We start from the raw sequence: 17322 nt of genomic DNA, 5'->3' as shown, positions 1-17322 counted from the left end.
CATGTGGCGCGTCGGCATCTTGACGGCCAGCACAAAGGGAGCGCGAGGGGAGCGGAAGGATGAGAGCGGAGCCGTCATCCGGGAAATGGTGGCCCGGATCGACGGGCAGGTGGTGTGCCACGAAGTGCTGCCCGACGACCTGGACCGGATTCGCGAGACCCTGGTCCGCTTCGCCGATGTGGAAAAGCTGGACCTTGTCCTGACAACGGGAGGGACCGGGGTGGGACCCTACGACGTGACCCCGGAAGCGACCCGGGCGGTGATCCAGCGGGAGATTCCCGGAATCGCCGAGGCGATGCGGATCACCACCCTGGAAAAAACCCGGTTTGCCATGTTGTCGCGGTCCCTGGCGGGGACCCGGGGCACCACGCTGATCATCAACCTTCCGGGGAGCCCCAAAGGCGTCAGGGAGTGCCTCGGAGCGGTGATCGACGTGATTCCCCACGCCTTGGAGCTGATGAAGGAACTGACCGGAGATCACGGGGAGGCCCGGTGAGAGAGGATTATTGAATGTGCTTTTCCGCCATCTCGCCCACGACCGGGAGACGGTACCATTCTTTCCCGTAGGCTTTCACCATCAGCAGAATCCACAGGACAAACCCCAATACCTGGATGAGAAACCGGATCAATCCGTCGATGAGAGGGATTAGATCTGCAATGTAATAGGCGGCAAACAGGGTGCCAAAGGTGAGAACGGACTGCATGGCGTGGAACTTGACAAACCGGCTGTTTTTTTCGAGGATCAGGAGTAGAAGTCCGGATAGAAAAGGGATCAAATAACAGAGAAGACCGGCAATATTCACCTCAAGACCCGTCGAGGAGCGCATGGCGTCTGAATCCGCGGGTTTCTTTTGTTCCTCCACAACCATCCCTCCGTAACCGCATCATTTTTTGGATGGGGGTTCTGCGGGCGATTCCGCAAGGAAACACCGCTTTCAGCTTACCACAAGATTCCATCCCTTGAAAACGGTCAGCTCTTCTCCGTGAAAGGTTCACTGTCTCAGGGTTTGCGGTTTCCAGGGAAGCAAAAAAGGAGGTTTCCCGCCATTGTTCCGGAAACGGAAAAGGGATGGGTGCGCCTGGGATGACAATAATTTCCCCTGTCCGTTTGATGGTTGAAAAGATTTTGTCCCACGCCTGCATTTTCCTCTTGACGAGTGGGGAAGGATGTGTTAACTTATTAAAGCGTCGACGCCTTGTGCAGCGATCAAATCGTTATCATAAGGTGTCTTCGGTCAGAAAAAACCCTTGCAAACCGGATGCAAATCTTATATAATTATTAACGTCGCTCCAATGACATTCCTCCGTAGCTCAATGGTAGAGCGCCCGGCTGTTAACCGGTAGGTTGCAGGTTCGAGTCCTGCCGGAGGAGCCAATGGGGAGAGATACTCAAGCGGCTGAAGAGGACGGTTTGCTAAACCGTTAGGGGGTCAAACTGGCCCCGCGCGGGTTCGAATCCCGCTCTCTCCGCCAGAATGTCGAGATCATGGCCCGTTGGTGAAGTGGTTAACACACCAGCCTTTCACGCTGGCATGCAGGGGTTCGAATCCCCTACGGGTCACCACGTGGACGGTTAGCTCAGCTGGGAGAGCACCTGCTTCACGCGCAGGGGGTCGGCGGTTCGAGCCCGTCACCGTCCACCATTTTTATGGAGAGGAGCTTCCTCTCCGAAACGCGGAGCTGTGGTGTAGAGGCCTAACATGCCTGCCTGTCACGCAGGAGATCGCGGGTTCGAATCCCGTCAGCTCCGCCATTCCTTTTGTGGCGGCCATGGCGAAGTGGTTAACGCACCGGATTGTGGCTCCGGCATTCGTGGGTTCGATTCCCACTGGTCGCCCCACGTTGGGGAGTAGCCAAGGGGTAAGGCAACGGACTTTGACTCCGTGATGCGTAGGTTCGAATCCTACCTCCCCAGCCAGATGCGAGCCATTAGCTCAGTTGGCAGAGCACCTGACTTTTAATCAGGGTGTCCCAGGTTCGAGTCCTGGATGGCTCACCAGGAAGACAGGACTCATCCTTGTCGGTTCGGCGCGAGGAGTTCCCGAGGGGGCGCTCCTCGCGCGGCCTTTTGATGAGGGTGAGCCTGCGGGAAATCCGGGGATTTCGGAAAGAAAATCCTCTCCGGATCCCTTGACAACCGCTCCTTAACCGTGATATGATAATCTCCGTCGGCAATGAGACGCACCCGTGCTGGCGACAGAGCGCTTTTAACCTGTGCGGGTGTGGCGGAATTGGCAGACGCACTAGACTTAGGATCTAGCGCCTCTGGCGTGGGGGTTCGAGTCCCTCCACCCGCACCAAAATCGAAGTTTATGCGGTCGTGGTGGAATTGGCAGACACGCTATCTTGAGGGGGTAGTGGCCTTCAGGCCGTGCGAGTTCGAGTCTCGCCGACCGCACCAGCTTTTCTTGCGGCCCCGTGCCGGCGGGGTCGGGGCCGATGGCCTCATCCATCGGAAGGTTTCGGGGTGTGGCTCAGCTTGGTAGAGCGCCTCGTTCGGGACGAGGAGGTCGCAGGTTCAAATCCTGTCACCCCGACCACTTTCCTCACATTTGACCGCGCGGGTGTAGTTCAGTGGTAGAACACCGGCCTTCCAAGCCGGATGCGTGGGTTCGATTCCCATCACCCGCTCCAAAGATGGATCGCAGCGTTCGGCTGCGGTCTTATTCTTTTCTATAGGGAAAAATGGTAGCGAACGAAGGCAGAAACAACCTATAAAACGAATCCCCTCACGGGGTTTGGAATCGACCGTTTTCAGGGCGGGTGATGGTCTGTGCAGGAGGCGTGCCGCATCGTCACGAAAAATGAAGAAGAGACGCGGCTGCTGGGGATTCGCCTGGCTGAACTGCTTGAGCCCGGGGATGTTTTGGCCCTCGAGGGGGACCTTGGGGCCGGCAAAACCACCTTCGCCCAAGGGATCGCCAGGGGATTGGGCGTGGAAGAGGCGGTGGACAGCCCCACCTTCACCATCATCAAAGAGTACCACGGCCGTCTTCCCTTTTATCACATGGATGTGTATCGCCTGGAATCCTCCGATGAGGATCTGGGGTGGGACGAGTTTTTTTTCGGGGACGGCGTTACGCTGGTGGAGTGGGCCGGTCGGATCGAAGAGTTGCTTCCGGATCACGCCGTGCGCATCACCATCACCGTCGGGGAGGCCGATGAGCGCTTGATCACCTTTGCCCCGGCCGTGGAGCGGGTGCACAGGCTATGCAGGGAGTTGAGGCGGGAATGAAGATCTTGGCCATCGACACCTCCACTTTGGTGATGGGGGTTTCCCTTCTGGATGATGATCGGGTCCTAGGCGAAGTGACCACCAACCTGCGCAAGGATCATTCCGTCCGGCTGATGCCCACGGTGGCCCGTCTGCTGGAGGAACTGCGGCTTTCCCTCTCCGATCTGGATCTCATCGCCGTCGCCTCCGGTCCCGGTTCCTACACCGGAGTGCGAATCGGTGTGACGACGGCTAAAACCATGGCCTGGAGCCGCAACCTTCCCCTGATCGGCATTTCCAGCCTGGCCGTCCTGGCGATGAACGGACTGCGCTTTGACGGAAAGATCGCTCCCCTGTTCGACGCCCGTCGGGATCGGGTCTATACCGGCCTGTTTCAAGGGAGCGAAGCCGGAGAAATGCGCTCCGTAAAGAAGGAGCGGGTTACTCCCATCGATGAGTGGCTGGAGGAACTGAAGGAAGAGGGGCCGGTGCTGTTTTTGGGGGATGACGTGGGCCGCTTTCGGGAACGGATCGAGAGGGCCCTCGGGGAGAATGCCTCTTTCGGATTCCCCCCGGAAAACATTCCCCGCGCCTCTTGCCTCGGCCGCCTTGCCCTGGCCCGCTGGAGAAGGGAGGAACAGGGGGAAGGGACGGATTTCACCCCCAACTACCTGCAGCTCGCCGAGGCGGAGGCGAAATGGTTGTCCCGTCGGGGAAACGGGAAAAGTACGTAGTGAAAGGAAAACGGGGTGAATCCCGATGGATCGACCGCATGTCGAGTTCCGGCCGATGAAATTGTCCGACCTGCCGGTGATCATGGAGGTGGAACGGGCATCGTTTCCCACGCCGTGGCCGCGCCAGGCTTTTTACAACGAACTGATCCACAATCGTTTCGCCCGGTATTCCGTGGTTCAGGTGGACGGCCGCGTGGTCGGGTATTGCGGCTTATGGCTTCTCCTGGACGAGGCCCACATCACCAACATCGCCATCCATCCCGATTTCCGGGGCAGGGGGCTGGGTGAAGCTCTCCTCTCCTATGTGATGCGCCGCGCCAAGGAATGGGGAGCGGGAAAAATGACCCTGGAAGTGAGGGTTTCCAATACGATTGCCCAGCGATTGTACAAGAAAATGGGGTTTGAGCCTTCCGGAATTCGCCCCCGCTATTATACCGACAATCAGGAAGATGCCATCATCATGTGGGTGACGTTGCATGGAAACGACGGAGAAAAACAGCAAACATCCGATGAAGGGGAACTGCCTGGTTCTCGGAATCGAAACCAGCTGTGACGAGACGTCGGCGGCAGTGGTGGCCGATGGCAAAGAGCTTTTGTCCAATGTGATCTCCTCCCAGATGGACCTTCACCGCCGGTTCGGGGGAGTTGTTCCCGAGGTGGCCTCCCGACGCCATGTGGAACGGATCACGGCGATCCTGCAGGAGGCCTTGGACCGGGCCGGGGTGCGGCTAAAGGATTTGTCCGCCGTCGCCGTCACCCAGGGGCCGGGACTGGTGGGGGCCCTTTTGATCGGCGTCTCCGCGGCGAAAGCCCTCTCCTTCGCCGCGGGCATCCCGCTGGTGGCCGTTCATCACATCGCAGGCCATATCTACGCCAACCAGCTGGTGGAACCCCTCCGCTTCCCGTTGGTATCGCTGGTCGTTTCCGGGGGTCACACCGAGTTGATTTACATGCCCGCCCACAACCGGTTTGAGCGCCTGGGGAAAACCCGGGACGACGCCGCCGGCGAGGCTTACGACAAGGTGGCCCGGCTTCTCGGCCTTCCTTATCCCGGGGGTCCGCACATCGATCGGTTGGCCCGGGAAGGAAAACCGGTATACCCCCTGCCTCGGGCATGGTTGGATCGGGACTCCCTGGACTTCAGCTTCAGCGGATTGAAGACGGCCGTGGGCACCGTAATCCGGCAGGAAGAAAAGGTGAACCCCGCCGATGTGGCCGCCAGCTTTCAGGAGTCCGTCGTGGAGGTGCTCACGGAAAAAGCGATCGCTGCCGTCAAGAAGACGGGGGTGTCCGAGCTGGTTTTGGCCGGAGGCGTTTCCGCCAACAGCGGCCTGAGGGAAGCCTTGACGAAGCGGTGCGCCGAGGAGGGAATCCGATTGCGGGTCCCGCCCCCCGAACTGTGCACGGACAATGCGGCGATGATCGCGGCGGCCGGAACATATCGCCTGTGGGACGGGCAAACCGCCGGTTTGGATCTGAACGCCGTGGCCAATCTGGCGCTGGCGTAGGGTCGATGCCAGGGAAATTCGTGCTGATCGGAACGCGTGGGCCGTATGCAACCTCCATAGCCGGGAGGGGATTTTCGATCGGCGGCCCCCTGCCGGCATGGGGAAGGAAATCGCTTCTATCCAAATGCTTTTTTCTTCGTCCGGCCCTGAATCCACCGAAAGGTGGATTTTTTTTATGCACCTTTCGCAGGGTGTGTGGATATTGTGGACAATGATGTGGATATTTTCGTGGATAATTGAAGGCGCAGCGGCGCCTTTTTCGGAACTCCATCCCCATCTTCCCCCGGTTTGTGGATAATTTGGATGCCCTTTTTCCACAGTCCCTGCTTCCTGTGGACAAAAATGTTGATAACCCTGTGGATGCCGTTGTGGATTTCGCGACGGATAGAGACCGGGGGGAAGGGCATTCTAGGTAGTGTCCGATCAATGCCTGGCCCGCGATGGATGATCGGACGGTCTGCCTGTGCAAACCGGATCGGGCATGTTGTGAAGCGAGGAATGCGGTGTGCGGATCATTTGGCTGATTGCGGCGGTGATGCAATTCATCTGGTTGATTCCCTGTGGCGCGGTTCGGGCGGAGGATGTCGATTCATCGCCCCGCCAGATCTGGATGATTATCGTCAACGGGCTCACTTTGTCCGACCTGCGGGAGGAGTCTCTCCCCCATTTCCGGAATCTGTTGGAGCGCGGCGCCGTCGCCGGGATGAATCTCAAAACCGGCAAGAAGGAGTGGGATGCCCACATTTACGCCACGATGGGGGCGGGAACGCGGATCACCGCACCGACGGATGCGACGTTTTACCATCCGGGGGAACGGATCGGCGAGGAGTCGGCAGGGGACCGCTACGCGTTGCGCACGGGGCTGAAACCGCCGGAAAAGGCGGTGATTTATCCGGCGGTATACCGTTACATACGGGAGAACGAGACGGGAGATTATCGAATGTCTCCCGGTGCCTTGGGGCAAGCGCTGCGTCAGGCGGGGCGGACGGCGGCGGTGCTCGGCAACCTGGATGAAGGGGAGGTGCCCGTGCGCTGGGCTCCCTTCCTGTCCATGGACGCCCGGGGGATCACCCCCCTGGGAAGCATCGGAAGGGAAACGCTGCTCGCCGATCCCCGCCGCCCTTTCGGGGTGAAGACGAATTATTCCTATTTGCTCGATTGCCTGAAGCGATGGAAGGACCCCTCCCTGGTCGTCGTCGAATTGGGGGACCTCTACCGGTTGGACCGCATATCCGGGGAGATGGAGACGGACCGTTATCAAGCGGTTCGGCTGGAAGTGCTGAGGGAGATGGATCGATTTCTGGGTCAAGTGCTGGGGCTGTTGACGCCGGATCGCCACCTGGTGTTGGTTTCCCCCGGATCGTCCGCCGATCCCGGAGGAAAAGAAGTGCTGGCGCCCCTGATTTGGTACCGACCCGATGGCGGGCGCGGCCTCCTCTACTCTCCCACCACCCGGCGGGAGGGCCTCGTGAGCAACGTGGATCTGGCTCCCACCGTGCTCGACGCCTTTGACATTCCGCTCCCGGATCGGATGTTGGGGCGGCCGATGCAGGTAGTCCCCGGATCCATCGAAGATTTTTTCCGGGAGATGGAGCGCGTCCACACGATTTACGGAATGCGCGCTTCGGTCATTTCCGCCTTTATCGTGTTCCAGATCGCCGTCTTGCTCAGCAGCCTCGTGATCCTTTGGCGCAGATGGCACCGTTTTTGGGGAGCCGTTCAGGGGCTGCTGATCGCCATGCTCGTTCTCCCCTTTCTGCTCCTTTTGATTTCCGGGGCGATGATCCCGTACACCTGGGGGTTTCTGCTGACGGCGGGGATTCTCGCTCTGCTCTTCACGTGGGTGTTGCGGCGGCTGCCCATTGTGCCCCTATTGTTGGTGTTGGGGCTTTTGGGCTGCGTCCCGGTCGCCCTCGACGGGATCCTCGGAGGGGAGCTGATTCAAACATCCTTTCTCGGTTACGATCCCATCAAGGGTGCCCGCTACTACGGAATCGGGAACGAGTATATGGGAGTGGTTCTCGGCTCGTCCATCCTGACCTGCGCCGCTTGGCTGGAGCGTCGGCAGAACGACGGGCGGCTGCCGGTAGCGATTTTCTTTTTGGCGTTGGTCTTCTTTTTTGCGGCTCCCTTTTGGGGGACCAATGCCGGTGGAGCCCTGTCGGCTGCGGTGGGCTTCGGCACAGCCTACTACCGCTTCTTCCGCCGGAATCGGAAAGAGAGGTGGTACTGGCTCGCCCTGCTTTTCCTCGTCCTGGGCGGGGGGCTGCTGGTCGGAATAAATCTGCTGTTTGACGACCAGCCGTCCCATATCGGCCGGGCCCTTTCTTACCTGCTTGCGGGGGATGTGGATGAGATCGCCCATATCATCATGCGCAAGCTGGAGGTAAACCTCCGTCTGCTGCGCGTCTCTTCCTGGGGGAAAGTGCTGCTCACCTCCCTGTTCGTCCTCACCCTCATCTCTTACCGCCCGTTCCGGGGGCTTAAGTGGATGAAGGAACACTATCCGAAGCTGTACAACGGGTTCGCTTCCATCGGCGTCGGAGCTCTCGCCGCCCTGGCCCTGAACGATTCGGGGCTGGTTTCCTCTGCGACGGCCATCATCTACGCCGTCGTCCCTTTCTTGATCATCGCTTTCCGGGAATGGCCCGCAGCAAAGGAAGCGGAAGAGGGGTGATCCGGGACGGGTGCCGAGCCGGCCCACTGCCTAGAAGCGCCGTCGGGTCGATGGGCGCGAAGGCCAAATCGACCGTCGGCGCTTTTTTTCGGATCGGGCTCGCGTCCAAATTTCGAACCTTCCTCAAAGGGGCGCTGTAACGGGCGTTTCCGGCGACAATTAAACGGTATTTATAGGAAATTCTCCGTTCTGTGAATCTTAACTAACGACTGATACCGTTTTTCATAGTGAAAAAGGACGATCCATTACTTCTTATGGATGTCAAACCCCATGGAAGGAGGAGTTCCTGTTTGAATCCCATGGTCAACGGACCCCTGCCTCCCAGGAGGATGAGACGAAAGCGGAGAAGATTCCCCGTTTATTACGGGTTGATCGTATTGGTTTTGTTCCTTTTCTCGGGGGTGTTGTACGCCCAGGCGGCGGGTGTTTTCTTCGAAAAGGATAAACCTTCGCAACCGACCGAAACCGCGGAAGCTTCCGATGATCCGGCCGCCCTACCGGGTTCCGCGGATTCGGAGGAGGTTTTCGGTGACGGCGATGACATTGTACTGAAACAGGAGAAACCGGATAAAAGCGGCGAAAAGCCGCTGAAGGAGAAGGCGAAGGACACCCGCAAGAAGGATGAAAGCAACAAGCCGGAGCAGGAGAGATCCGGGGACGGGAAGTCGGATGCCCGACCCTCCGGGCAAGAAAAACCGTCAGTGGCGGTGGCGGACCAAAAGAGTCAGCCGCAACCCTCCGCTTCCAAGGCGGACGCTTCTGTAAACGCCCTCTCGTCCTTCGAAAGGAAAGTGGTTGAACTGGTCAACCAGGAACGGTCCCAACGGGGGCTGGCGCCTCTGAAGGTGGATGTCGAATTGTCCAAGGTGGCCCGCGTCAAGTCGGAGGACATGCGGGACAACGGGTATTTCTCCCACGATTCTCCCACCTACGGCTCTCCCTTTGACATGATGAGAAAGTTCGGCATCCAATACCGGGCCGCGGGTGAAAATATCGCCGCCGGCTATCCGACGCCGGAGGCTGCGGTCAAGGGTTGGATGAACAGCAGCGGCCACCGCGCCAACATTTTGAGTTCCCAGTTCACCCACATCGGGGTGGGTTACGCCAAGGGAGGCCCGTACGGACATTATTGGACCCAACAATTCATCAGCAAATGATGCGGAGCCCTCGCCCGCGGGAAAACTTCCCGCGGGTTTTTTGTTTGGAGGCGGGGATTTTTTCACGCGCGCTCAAGGGGACGCGGACTGAAAAGATATGGAATTTCTGTGAACGAGGAGCTATTTGTGAATGATATCACATTATACTTTATCCCGATTCCCTTATCATGTAGATAAAGAACCTTGTAGCAATTGGTATATTGAGCATTGGGCAAACGTCGGTCGGTTTGAATATGTGATGAGAATAACAATATGGAGGAGATCCCGATGCTTTCTCCCTGCTGCAACGAGAAGATCCGGGTGGAGTTCCGCGAAGAGTATTATCATTGCTGCGATGACGGTTACCCGCTGAAGGTGCCGTATCTGGTTTGCGCCCGATGCGGAACGGGTTACGCACCCCGATACACGGCGGATGAACAGAGGGAGTTGACGGAGGAAGGGGAGAGCGCCGGGCGGAAGGCATCGTGATGCGCCGGAAACGCAAAAGAAAGCTTATTCCCCTGCCGTGTCATCGCACCCTTTTTCTGCTGCCGCCAGCAACGGGGTCCGTCCGTCAGGCAATCCTCCCTTTTGGTGAAGGCCGTTTCCATACATTTCGCCGGCGAAAGGATCGATTCGCGCGGCGCGATGTGGGGAACGGCTTTTTTTTTTAGGACTCTTGACCTCCGTGTCAGGGATGTGGGCGTTCGATCAACCGCCGTATATGTGAATAAATTCACATGGAGAGCGTCGCATCCCTCTATTAATTAAGGAGATGGTATGTTGTTGGCCGGGAAGTCAGCATGGATTCTCTGCCCAATAAACGGGGCTTCAAAGAGGCTGCGGATGGCATCGCCTTCATGTTAGCGCCGGATGCAGCGGGATAGAAATCATCCGGATGCGCATGGCCGTCTGCCGCAACTTTCGAGTCGGATAGCCGGGGATCAGGCGCCGCATCGCCGATGCTCTTCCCGTCCTGGGGGAGCGGCTGGTCACGGCGCGGCGTGGAAAGATTTCCGTGCCGCGCAGAGGAGGACCGTCCACCGTCGGAGGCCGGAAAACCGACGGAAGAGTCCGCGGGTTTTTCGTTCTGCCCGTCCGTCTTCGGTAGCGTCCGTCCTTCTGCCTTTCATCTTCGTCCGATCGAACATCGTCCGCCACGGCGTCCCGGTGCCGTGAACGGGAGGAATTCGGGTCCTTTTGCATGGATTCTCTTTCCTTGAGAAAGGATTCCGTAGGGAGAAGGAGAATGAGAAATGAAACGTCCGATCCCTTTTCCGGTTGAATTGCGGAAAAGCGCGCCGATGAATTCGTCGACTGGATGCATGCAACTGCTCCGTTTGTAACCTTTGGTTCAAGGTTGGCCGGTGAGCCGGGGAAGTCGTCCGGCGGGAGAGGGTGCCATTTGCGTTGTATTCTACATATCCGTTCGCAAATCGCTGGATGTTGAAAAGGAATCAAGAAGAAAGAGTAGAAGGAAAAACATGTTGCCGCGTCAGCATCGCCGTGCGGGGCGACGCCCGGCTGTCGCAGGGATTTTCCGCCCCGGACGGGCGGTCTGTCCGGCGTGCTGCCGCCATGGCCATTTTCGGAAGGGAGGGAGTGCGGTGATCCTGTCCGTGAAACCGCTGGGGGATGCGGCGGTGACAGTGCGCCTGGGAGATGTGATTCATCCGGATGTTCACCGCCGGGTGCGCGGTTTTTGTCACCATCTGGAAAAGAATGCCCCTCCCGGCGTTGTCGAGTGGGTGCCCACATACGGATCCGTCACCGTTTTTTATCAACCCCACGTGATTCGGTATGAGGAGCTGGCAAAGCGACTGGCGGACCTGGCGGCCGATCTGGACCGGGTTCATCTTCCCCCTGCGAGGCTGGTCGTGCTGCCGACGGTTTACGGCGGGGAGTGGGGGCCGGATCTGTCCTTCGTGGCGGAACATAACGGACTGTCGCCGGAGGAGGTGATCCGCCTGCACAGCGGACGCGATTACCTCGTTTACATGATGGGCTTTGTCCCGGGATTCCCCTATTTGGGCGGGATGTCGCGGGAAATCGCCGCGCCTCGGCTGGAACGGCCGCGCTCCCGCATTCCGGCGGGATCGGTGGGGATCGCCGGGAATCAGACCGGCGTGTATCCCTTGGAGACGCCGGGAGGCTGGCGGTTGATCGGACGGACCCCCGTACGGCTCTATGATCCCTGCCGGGAGGAGCCGATTCTGCTCCGGATGGGGGATCGGCTCCGCTTTGAGCCGGTGGGTGAGGAGGAATACCGGGAGATCGAAGAACGGGTGCGCCGGGGGACGTATACGCTGGAAATTCGGGAATACACGGGAGGAGAAGAGGCATGAGCCCTTGGATGGTGGACTTGAATTCGGATTTGGGAGAGAGCTTTGGCGCCTACACCCTCGGCCGGGATGAGGAGGTTCTCCGTTTTGTCACGTCCGCCAACATCGCCTGCGGTTATCACGCCGGAGACCACAACGTGATGGGGCGTACCGTAAAGGCGGCCGCGGAAAAGGGAGTCGGACTGGGAGCCCATCCCGGCCTGCCGGACCTTTTGGGCTTTGGTCGCCGGCGGATGGAACTGGATCCGAAGGACGTTTACAACATGACGGTGTATCAGGTGGGAGCCCTCGCCGCCTTCGCCCGCACCTGCGGAAAGCGGCTGCAACATGTGAAGCCCCACGGCGCCTTGTACAACATGGCTTGTCGGGACCGGCGGATCGCTTCCGCCATTGCCGAAGCGGTGGCCGCCGTCGATTCCGGTCTGATTTTGTTCGGCCTCGCGGGAAGCCTCCTGGTCGAGGCGGGGAGAGCCGCGGGGCTGACGGTGGCTGAAGAGGTGTTTGCCGATCGGACGTACCAACCGGACGGCACGCTGACTCCCCGCACCGATCCCCGGGCGATGGTCCGCGATCCGGAGGAGGCGGTGAGACGGGTTCTTCGCATGGTAAAGGAGAAAAAGGTCACCGCCGTGGATGGGACGGAGATTTCCATCCGCGCCGACACCATCTGCGTGCACGGGGACGAGCCCCAGGCCCTGGCCTTTGCCCGTCGACTCCGGGAGGCGTTGCAGTCGGAGGGCGTCGAGATCCGGAAGGTCGGGGAGTGGCTCGGTTCGTCCTGACCCGCGCATGGACGGATGAACCGGATGGCCCGGCGGGAGGGTGCCGCGGCTTCCCTTTGCCGGCATTCGACCGAACCGAATTCCACCCCTTTTTCCCATGAAAGGATTGGATCGGAAACGATGAAACCTGCGTTGGAAGTGTTGCAACCGGGACTGTTGACCACAGTGCAAGATTTGGGACGAACCGGATTCCAGCACACCGGCATGGTGGTGGCGGGGGCGATGGACGCCTTTTCCCTGCAGGTGGCCAACTGCCTTGTGGGCAACCGGAGAGGGGAGGCGGGATTGGAGATGACGATGACGGGTCCCGAACTGAAGGCATTGGATGATATCGTCATCGCCCTGTGCGGTGCCGATCTGGGTCCGACGGTGGACGGCGTTCCCGCCCCCCTGTGGAAAAGCTTTGTGCTGGAGCGGGGCAGCGTTCTTCGCTTCCGGGGTGCGTCGAGCGGAGTGCGGGCCTATCTGGCGGTGGCCGGCGGACTTTGCGCAGAAGATGTGATGGGGAGCAAATCCACCTACGTCCGGGCGGGAATCGGAGGCATGCGGGGCAGTCCTCTCCGCCGGGGGGACATCTTGGAGCGGGGAGACGGAGGTGCTGTTCTCCACCGCTCGGGCCGAAGCCTTTCCGCCGATCAGATTCCCCGATGGAACAAGGAGGATGAGGTTCGGGTCATCCTCGGCCCCCAGGAAGACGCCTTTACGCCAAAGGGGATCCGGACCTTCCTCGGGAGTAAATATCAGGTGACGCCCCAGTCCGACCGAATGGGAATCCGCCTTCGGGGACCGGAAATCGAACACCGGGAGTCGGCCGACATCCTTTCGGACGCCGTCTCCATGGGGGCCGTCCAGGTACCGGCGGACGGCCAGCCGATCGTCCTGATGGCGGATCGTCAGACGACGGGAGGGTACGCCAAGATCGCCGCGGTGATCTCCGTGGACCTGCCGAAAATGGCCCAATTTCCTCCTGGCGGTCTCGTTTCCTTTCGGGAGATCGGCATCAAGGCCGCCCAGGAGTTGGCCATCCGGCAGGAATATTTTCTGCAGAGGTTGGAAGCGGCGGGAAGGAACGGGTGAGAAGAGCGGGGGCGACGGACGGCCCGCCCCCCGATTTTCGAAAAAGGGAGGAGATGCCTCATGCTTTCGTTTCCCAAGCCGACCGCGGAGCAGTTTTTTCGGACCTTCGACATCACGCTTTTCGCCGTCAGCAAGGACGAAAACCAGCTCGTCTTCGCCGGCAATCTGGGAGGAAAATTCAATTTGTGGGCCATGGACCTGCCCCGGATGTTTCCCTATCCTTTGACATCGGTGGACCAGGACGCCGGATATGTCTGGATCGATCCGAAAGGGCGCTTCATCATTGCCGGGTTTGACCGGGACGGGGACGAAAACTTTCACGTCTACGCGCTGCCGCCGGATGGCGGGGATCCCCTTCCTCTGCTGAAGCCGCAGGCGAAGGAGAAGTTTTATGTCACCCATCTGTCGGAGGACGGGGAGCGCATCTACTACAACACGAGCCGGGGCAATCCCACCTTTCTGAATATTTGCCGCCATGATCTGGTGGAAGGGAAAAGCGAAGTCCTGCTGGTCGGCAGTGAGGCCTCGGTACATTTGCTTGCCGTCAGTCCGGAGGAGACCGGTTTTGCCTGGGTCCAGTGGCTCAGCAATACGCACCAGCGCGGTTTTGCCAAGAAGGGGGACGAGGCGATCCCCCTCACGCCGGATCCCGAAAAGGCGCACACTGTATCCAGCGCCGTCTATACCAGTGAGAACCATTTGTATTTTGTCACCGACTACGACGAAGAGTACGCATACGTGGCCGGCTTTGATCTTGAAAAAAGGGAGTTCGCCCCCGTGGTCACCTTTGAAAAGGAAGCGGCCGCGCATCTGAAGTGGCACGCTCCGAGCCGCACGCTGTACGTTTCCACCGTCAAAGGGGTATCGGACAAGTTGTATGCCTTCCGCGTCGATGACCAAACCCTCGATTCCGTTCCGTTGCCGGTGGATATCGTGGATCAGCTGCACGTCGCCGAAAGCGGAACCCTTTACCTGCTCGGGCGCGGTGCGACCATGCCCCCGAACCTCTTCCGGAAGCGGCCGGGCGGCGACTGGGAAGCGCTAACGGACAACCGGGTGATGGGCGTTTCCAGGGAGGCCATGGTGGAGCCCGAAGTGGTCACCTATCCTTCCTTTGACGGACAGGAGATCGAGGCGCTCCTCTTTCGGGCGAAGCCGGAGACGGCCAACGGGCACGCGATCTTTTGGCCCCACGGCGGTCCCCAGTGGGCGGAGCGCAAGCGGTTCCGGGCGCTGTTCCAATTTCTCCTCGCCCGGGGCTATACGATTTTCGCCCCCAACTTTCGCGGCAGCACCGGATACGGCAAGCGCTTCTGCAAGCTGGTGGAAAGGGATTGGGGGGGAGGCCCCCTCCGAGACTGTGTGGCGGGGATGGAGTGGCTCTTTCGGCAGGGGATCGCGGAGAGGGATAAGCTGTTTGTCGTCGGCGGCAGCTACGGCGGATATATGACCCTGCTTCTGGCCGGACGTCACCCTGAATACATGCGCGCCGCCGTCGATCTTTTCGGACCCGGGAATCTGTTTACCTTTATCGATTCGGTCCCCGATTTCTGGAAGCCGTCCATGAAGCAGGTGGTCGGGGATCCGGTGGAAGACAGGGAAAAACTGATTGAGGATTCCCCGATCACGTACCTGGAAAACATGAAAAAGCCGATGCTCATCATCCAGGGTGCCAACGATCCCCGGGTGGTGAGGGCGGAGTCGGATCAAATCGTCGCCGCCCTGCGGAACAGGGGAGTTGACGTGGAATACCTTGTGTTGGAGGACGAAGGACACGGGTTTTCGAAGAAGGAGAACGAGATCCGGGTGTATCGCCGCATCCTCGAGTTTTTGGAACGGCACAGGGAGAGCGGAAGCGGGAAGACGGTGTAAGCTGTTTTTCAGAGGAAATATGTTTCGCCGGCGCCTGTAGGCGTCGGCTTTTTGCGGGATGTCGAATGAAACGGAAGTGGATTCCATGGATTCTGTTTAAGGTTAAGATTTTCTTGTATAATTGAAAGGAGGGTCTTTTTCTCTTACAGGCCTTATATAGTCTGTATTTTCAAGTAATTTCATATTTTTACCATTTCAACATCGCAGCACAAAACGGAAAAGAGGGGGTCATGTGAAGGAAACTCACGGGTTTTCGGCCGGAGATCGGCGGTTTCAGGTGAAGGACGTGTTCCGGTTCGGCTCGAATCAGCTTTTTCAGGCCGAGACGGGGGATGGAACCGTGGTGTATGTTCAGGAGATCCCCCTGCGGAAACCGCTCCCGCCCCGAGCCGCTTCCGCCCTCAAGGTGGATCTTCGCCACGTGTCATCCATCCTGGATGTCATCTATGAGAAACAACGGGTAAAACTGATTCACCCGCCCCTGCGCGGGGACCCGCTGTCCACCGTGGTCAGCGAGAAAGCGCCGATGAAACCGTTGCTCGCCCTGGAAGTCTGCCGGAAGCTGCTGTCCACCCTGGAGGAGTTGGAGGAGCAATCCCTGCCCCTTGCAAGCACCTGTGATCCGCGCAACGTCTGCCTGGAGAACGGCGAGCCTTATTTTCTCTTTCTCTGGATCAAAGGGTATACGGAACCGCCGGAAGAAAAATGGCGTGAACTCCTCTTCTTTTTGTTGACGGGCGGGTTTCCGAAAAAGGGGGAAGGACCCGATAAGGCCGTCGTTCATGAGCGGATCCCCGAACCGCTTCGGGCGTTGGTGGCGGACAGTCTGAACCCCAAACATTCGCGCAAAGAAATTTTGAAGCGGGTTCAAGAGGAGATTCTCCGCATGAAGCGGGAGCAGGAGCCGCCCCCGAAGCGGACGCCCGCAAATCCGCTGATGCGATGGAAAAAGGGGCTGCTGGCGGCCGCCATCTCCCTCGCGCTGTTGGCCGGGGGGATCTACGGGATATGGACCCTCTCGGAATCGCAGGCAAAGGAGCAGCCGGATGATATGCAGAGGGCGGGCATCTCCTTCGATGACAGGAGACAGGAGTATGTGTGGCCGGAGAAAATTCAAGGCGCTTCCCTCATCCGCGGGTCCTTCATCCCGCGGAAAGGCCAGCCCTTTTCGGTGATGTTGACAAACCGGGAATACCGCAATTCGTACGGTTTTTCCGTCGACGAGGGGCGTCTGTTGGTGTTGATGTCCAGCCCCGACATATGGTATTCGCTGGTCGACTCCGAAGGGATGCTCTCGGTTGAGGAGGGAAGTGTTTACAACTTCGAAATCACCTATATTCCCGATAAACCGATCCGCTACTCCATCTGGAAAAAGGATGACACCCGCCGCTGGGTGGCCGTGGGAAACACTCCGGCGGAACACAATTTTCAGATCCACTTTCAGGGAGGGGAGGGAACGAAACTCCTCCGGTCCGAGGTGATCGCTTACGGCGAAAGGGAGAAGAAAAGCTCATGGCAGTTGTCCCAGGGCAGCGCGCTGATTCAGGGGGACCGGTGGAAAATGGGCCGCTCCTCACGGGTGCGGGTCAATAAGGCCCCCTATTCCTTCCGGTTCCTTCGTCCCGAAGGGGATGCGTCCGATCCGGTGCAACTGGTCCTTTCCTCCGGGGAGTCGAATTTGTTGTTGGTCTGGGGCAGGGATGGCTACCTGCGCCTATACGAAAATGATGAGGGAGAGATCGCTTCCTCCCGCGTCGGATGGGATTGGGAGCCCGGGAGGGAGTCGACGGTCGTCCTCTCCAACGCGTCCGGGGGACTCCGGATCTCCGTGATGCAGGGAAGCCGCAGTCATGTGTGGGTTTATGATGACAGGCCCTTTGAACTTCAACAAGTGATTGTTGCCGGCGACGACCGGATGGAGCTGATTCCCTCGAGTTCGGGCCGGATCGTCGATTCCTATCCCGTACCCCGTTAGGAGGG

General features: G+C 59.2%; 14 protein-coding genes and 12 tRNA genes. 25 read left to right on the top strand and 1 reads right to left on the bottom strand.

Translation table 11 applies throughout. The features are described 5' to 3' along the window. Nucleotide 1: 1 nt before the first annotated feature. Complete coding sequence (locus CLV97_RS12990) at nucleotides 2-496, top strand: MogA/MoaB family molybdenum cofactor biosynthesis protein (RefSeq protein ID WP_106345954.1); 495 nt, start codon at nucleotides 2-4, stop codon at nucleotides 494-496. Nucleotides 497-503: 7 nt separating this feature from the next. Here the strand turns inward: CLV97_RS12990 and CLV97_RS12985 are convergent, their stop codons facing one another. After that, complete coding sequence (locus tag CLV97_RS12985; protein ID WP_245891558.1) at nucleotides 504-863, bottom strand: DUF4870 domain-containing protein; 360 nt, start codon at nucleotides 861-863, stop codon at nucleotides 504-506. Nucleotides 864-1300: 437 nt separating this feature from the next. Between CLV97_RS12985 and CLV97_RS12980 the strand changes: the two genes are divergently transcribed. From CLV97_RS12980 to CLV97_RS12855, 24 genes are all read left to right on the top strand, one after another. After that, nucleotides 1301-1375, top strand: a tRNA-Asn gene (locus tag CLV97_RS12980). Between the two features lie 4 nt (nucleotides 1376-1379). Further along, nucleotides 1380-1473: transfer RNA gene (locus tag CLV97_RS12975), tRNA-Ser, on the top strand. A 15-nt stretch (nucleotides 1474-1488) separates the two neighbouring features. Further along, nucleotides 1489-1564, top strand: a tRNA-Glu gene (locus CLV97_RS12970). A 3-nt stretch (nucleotides 1565-1567) separates the two neighbouring features. After that, nucleotides 1568-1643: transfer RNA gene (locus CLV97_RS12965), tRNA-Val, on the top strand. Between the two features lie 33 nt (nucleotides 1644-1676). Next, a tRNA-Asp gene (locus CLV97_RS12960) sits at nucleotides 1677-1753 on the top strand. 11 nt (nucleotides 1754-1764) lie between these two features. Next, nucleotides 1765-1840 (top strand) — tRNA-His (locus tag CLV97_RS12955). A 3-nt stretch (nucleotides 1841-1843) separates the two neighbouring features. After that, nucleotides 1844-1918: transfer RNA gene (locus CLV97_RS12950), tRNA-Gln, on the top strand. A gap of 5 nt (nucleotides 1919-1923) precedes the next feature. Further along, nucleotides 1924-1999 (top strand) — tRNA-Lys (locus CLV97_RS12945). 217 nt (nucleotides 2000-2216) lie between these two features. Beyond that, a tRNA-Leu gene (locus CLV97_RS12940) sits at nucleotides 2217-2300 on the top strand. A gap of 14 nt (nucleotides 2301-2314) precedes the next feature. Further along, nucleotides 2315-2401, top strand: a tRNA-Leu gene (locus CLV97_RS12935). Between the two features lie 62 nt (nucleotides 2402-2463). Next, nucleotides 2464-2540, top strand: a tRNA-Pro gene (locus CLV97_RS12930). 20 nt (nucleotides 2541-2560) lie between these two features. Further along, a tRNA-Gly gene (locus CLV97_RS12925) sits at nucleotides 2561-2634 on the top strand. 139 nt (nucleotides 2635-2773) lie between these two features. Then, nucleotides 2774-3235: a tRNA (adenosine(37)-N6)-threonylcarbamoyltransferase complex ATPase subunit type 1 TsaE gene (gene tsaE / locus CLV97_RS12920; RefSeq protein ID WP_245891557.1), complete on the top strand. Its 462-nt coding sequence runs from the start codon at nucleotides 2774-2776 to the stop codon at nucleotides 3233-3235. After that, nucleotides 3232-3948 carry a tRNA (adenosine(37)-N6)-threonylcarbamoyltransferase complex dimerization subunit type 1 TsaB gene (tsaB, locus tag CLV97_RS12915; RefSeq protein WP_106345953.1) on the top strand — a complete coding sequence of 239 codons (717 nt, stop codon included), beginning with the start codon at nucleotides 3232-3234 and terminating at the stop codon, nucleotides 3946-3948. The genes tsaE and tsaB overlap by 4 nt, the downstream gene beginning before the upstream one ends. A 25-nt stretch (nucleotides 3949-3973) precedes the next feature. Then, nucleotides 3974-4501 (top strand): ribosomal protein S18-alanine N-acetyltransferase, encoded by a 528-nt coding sequence (gene rimI / locus CLV97_RS12910; protein WP_106345952.1) that lies wholly within the window; start codon nucleotides 3974-3976, stop codon nucleotides 4499-4501. Next, the gene (gene tsaD / locus CLV97_RS12905; RefSeq protein ID WP_425440574.1) at nucleotides 4458-5456 is read left to right on the top strand and encodes a tRNA (adenosine(37)-N6)-threonylcarbamoyltransferase complex transferase subunit TsaD; all 999 of its coding nucleotides are present in this window, start codon (nucleotides 4458-4460) and stop codon (nucleotides 5454-5456) included. Before rimI ends, tsaD begins: the two co-directional genes overlap by 44 nt. Nucleotides 5457-5961: 505 nt before the next feature. Then, a complete protein-coding gene (locus tag CLV97_RS12900; protein WP_106345950.1) occupies nucleotides 5962-8133 on the top strand; it encodes an alkaline phosphatase family protein in 2172 nt (723 codons plus the stop codon). 329 nt (nucleotides 8134-8462) lie between these two features. Continuing rightward, nucleotides 8463-9290, top strand: coding sequence for a CAP domain-containing protein (locus CLV97_RS18865; RefSeq protein WP_106345969.1), 828 nt, complete (start codon nucleotides 8463-8465; stop codon nucleotides 9288-9290). Nucleotides 9291-9542: 252 nt separating this feature from the next. Next, nucleotides 9543-9758, top strand: coding sequence for a hypothetical protein (locus CLV97_RS12890; protein ID WP_146130492.1), 216 nt, complete (start codon nucleotides 9543-9545; stop codon nucleotides 9756-9758). A 1118-nt stretch (nucleotides 9759-10876) separates the two neighbouring features. Further along, nucleotides 10877-11614 carry a 5-oxoprolinase subunit PxpB gene (pxpB, locus tag CLV97_RS12875; protein WP_342749800.1) on the top strand — a complete coding sequence of 246 codons (738 nt, stop codon included), beginning with the start codon at nucleotides 10877-10879 and terminating at the stop codon, nucleotides 11612-11614. Continuing rightward, nucleotides 11611-12393: a LamB/YcsF family protein gene (locus CLV97_RS12870; RefSeq protein ID WP_106345946.1), complete on the top strand. Its 783-nt coding sequence runs from the start codon at nucleotides 11611-11613 to the stop codon at nucleotides 12391-12393. The genes pxpB and CLV97_RS12870 overlap by 4 nt, the downstream gene beginning before the upstream one ends. Nucleotides 12394-12513: 120 nt before the next feature. Continuing rightward, complete coding sequence (locus CLV97_RS12865) at nucleotides 12514-13470, top strand: 5-oxoprolinase subunit C family protein (RefSeq protein ID WP_106345967.1); 957 nt, start codon at nucleotides 12514-12516, stop codon at nucleotides 13468-13470. Nucleotides 13471-13530: 60 nt separating this feature from the next. Beyond that, nucleotides 13531-15342: a S9 family peptidase gene (locus tag CLV97_RS12860; protein ID WP_106345945.1), complete on the top strand. Its 1812-nt coding sequence runs from the start codon at nucleotides 13531-13533 to the stop codon at nucleotides 15340-15342. Between the two features lie 232 nt (nucleotides 15343-15574). Beyond that, on the top strand, nucleotides 15575-17317 hold the full coding sequence (locus tag CLV97_RS12855; protein ID WP_106345944.1) for a hypothetical protein: 1743 nt from the start codon (nucleotides 15575-15577) through the stop codon (nucleotides 17315-17317). The last annotated feature ends 5 nt before the right edge of the window (nucleotides 17318-17322 follow it).

The organism is Planifilum fimeticola, assembly GCF_003001905.1.
GTDB classification, from domain to species: domain Bacteria; phylum Bacillota; class Bacilli; order Thermoactinomycetales; family DSM-44946; genus Planifilum; species Planifilum fimeticola.
This window is presented reverse-complemented; position numbering and strand designations above follow the sequence as displayed.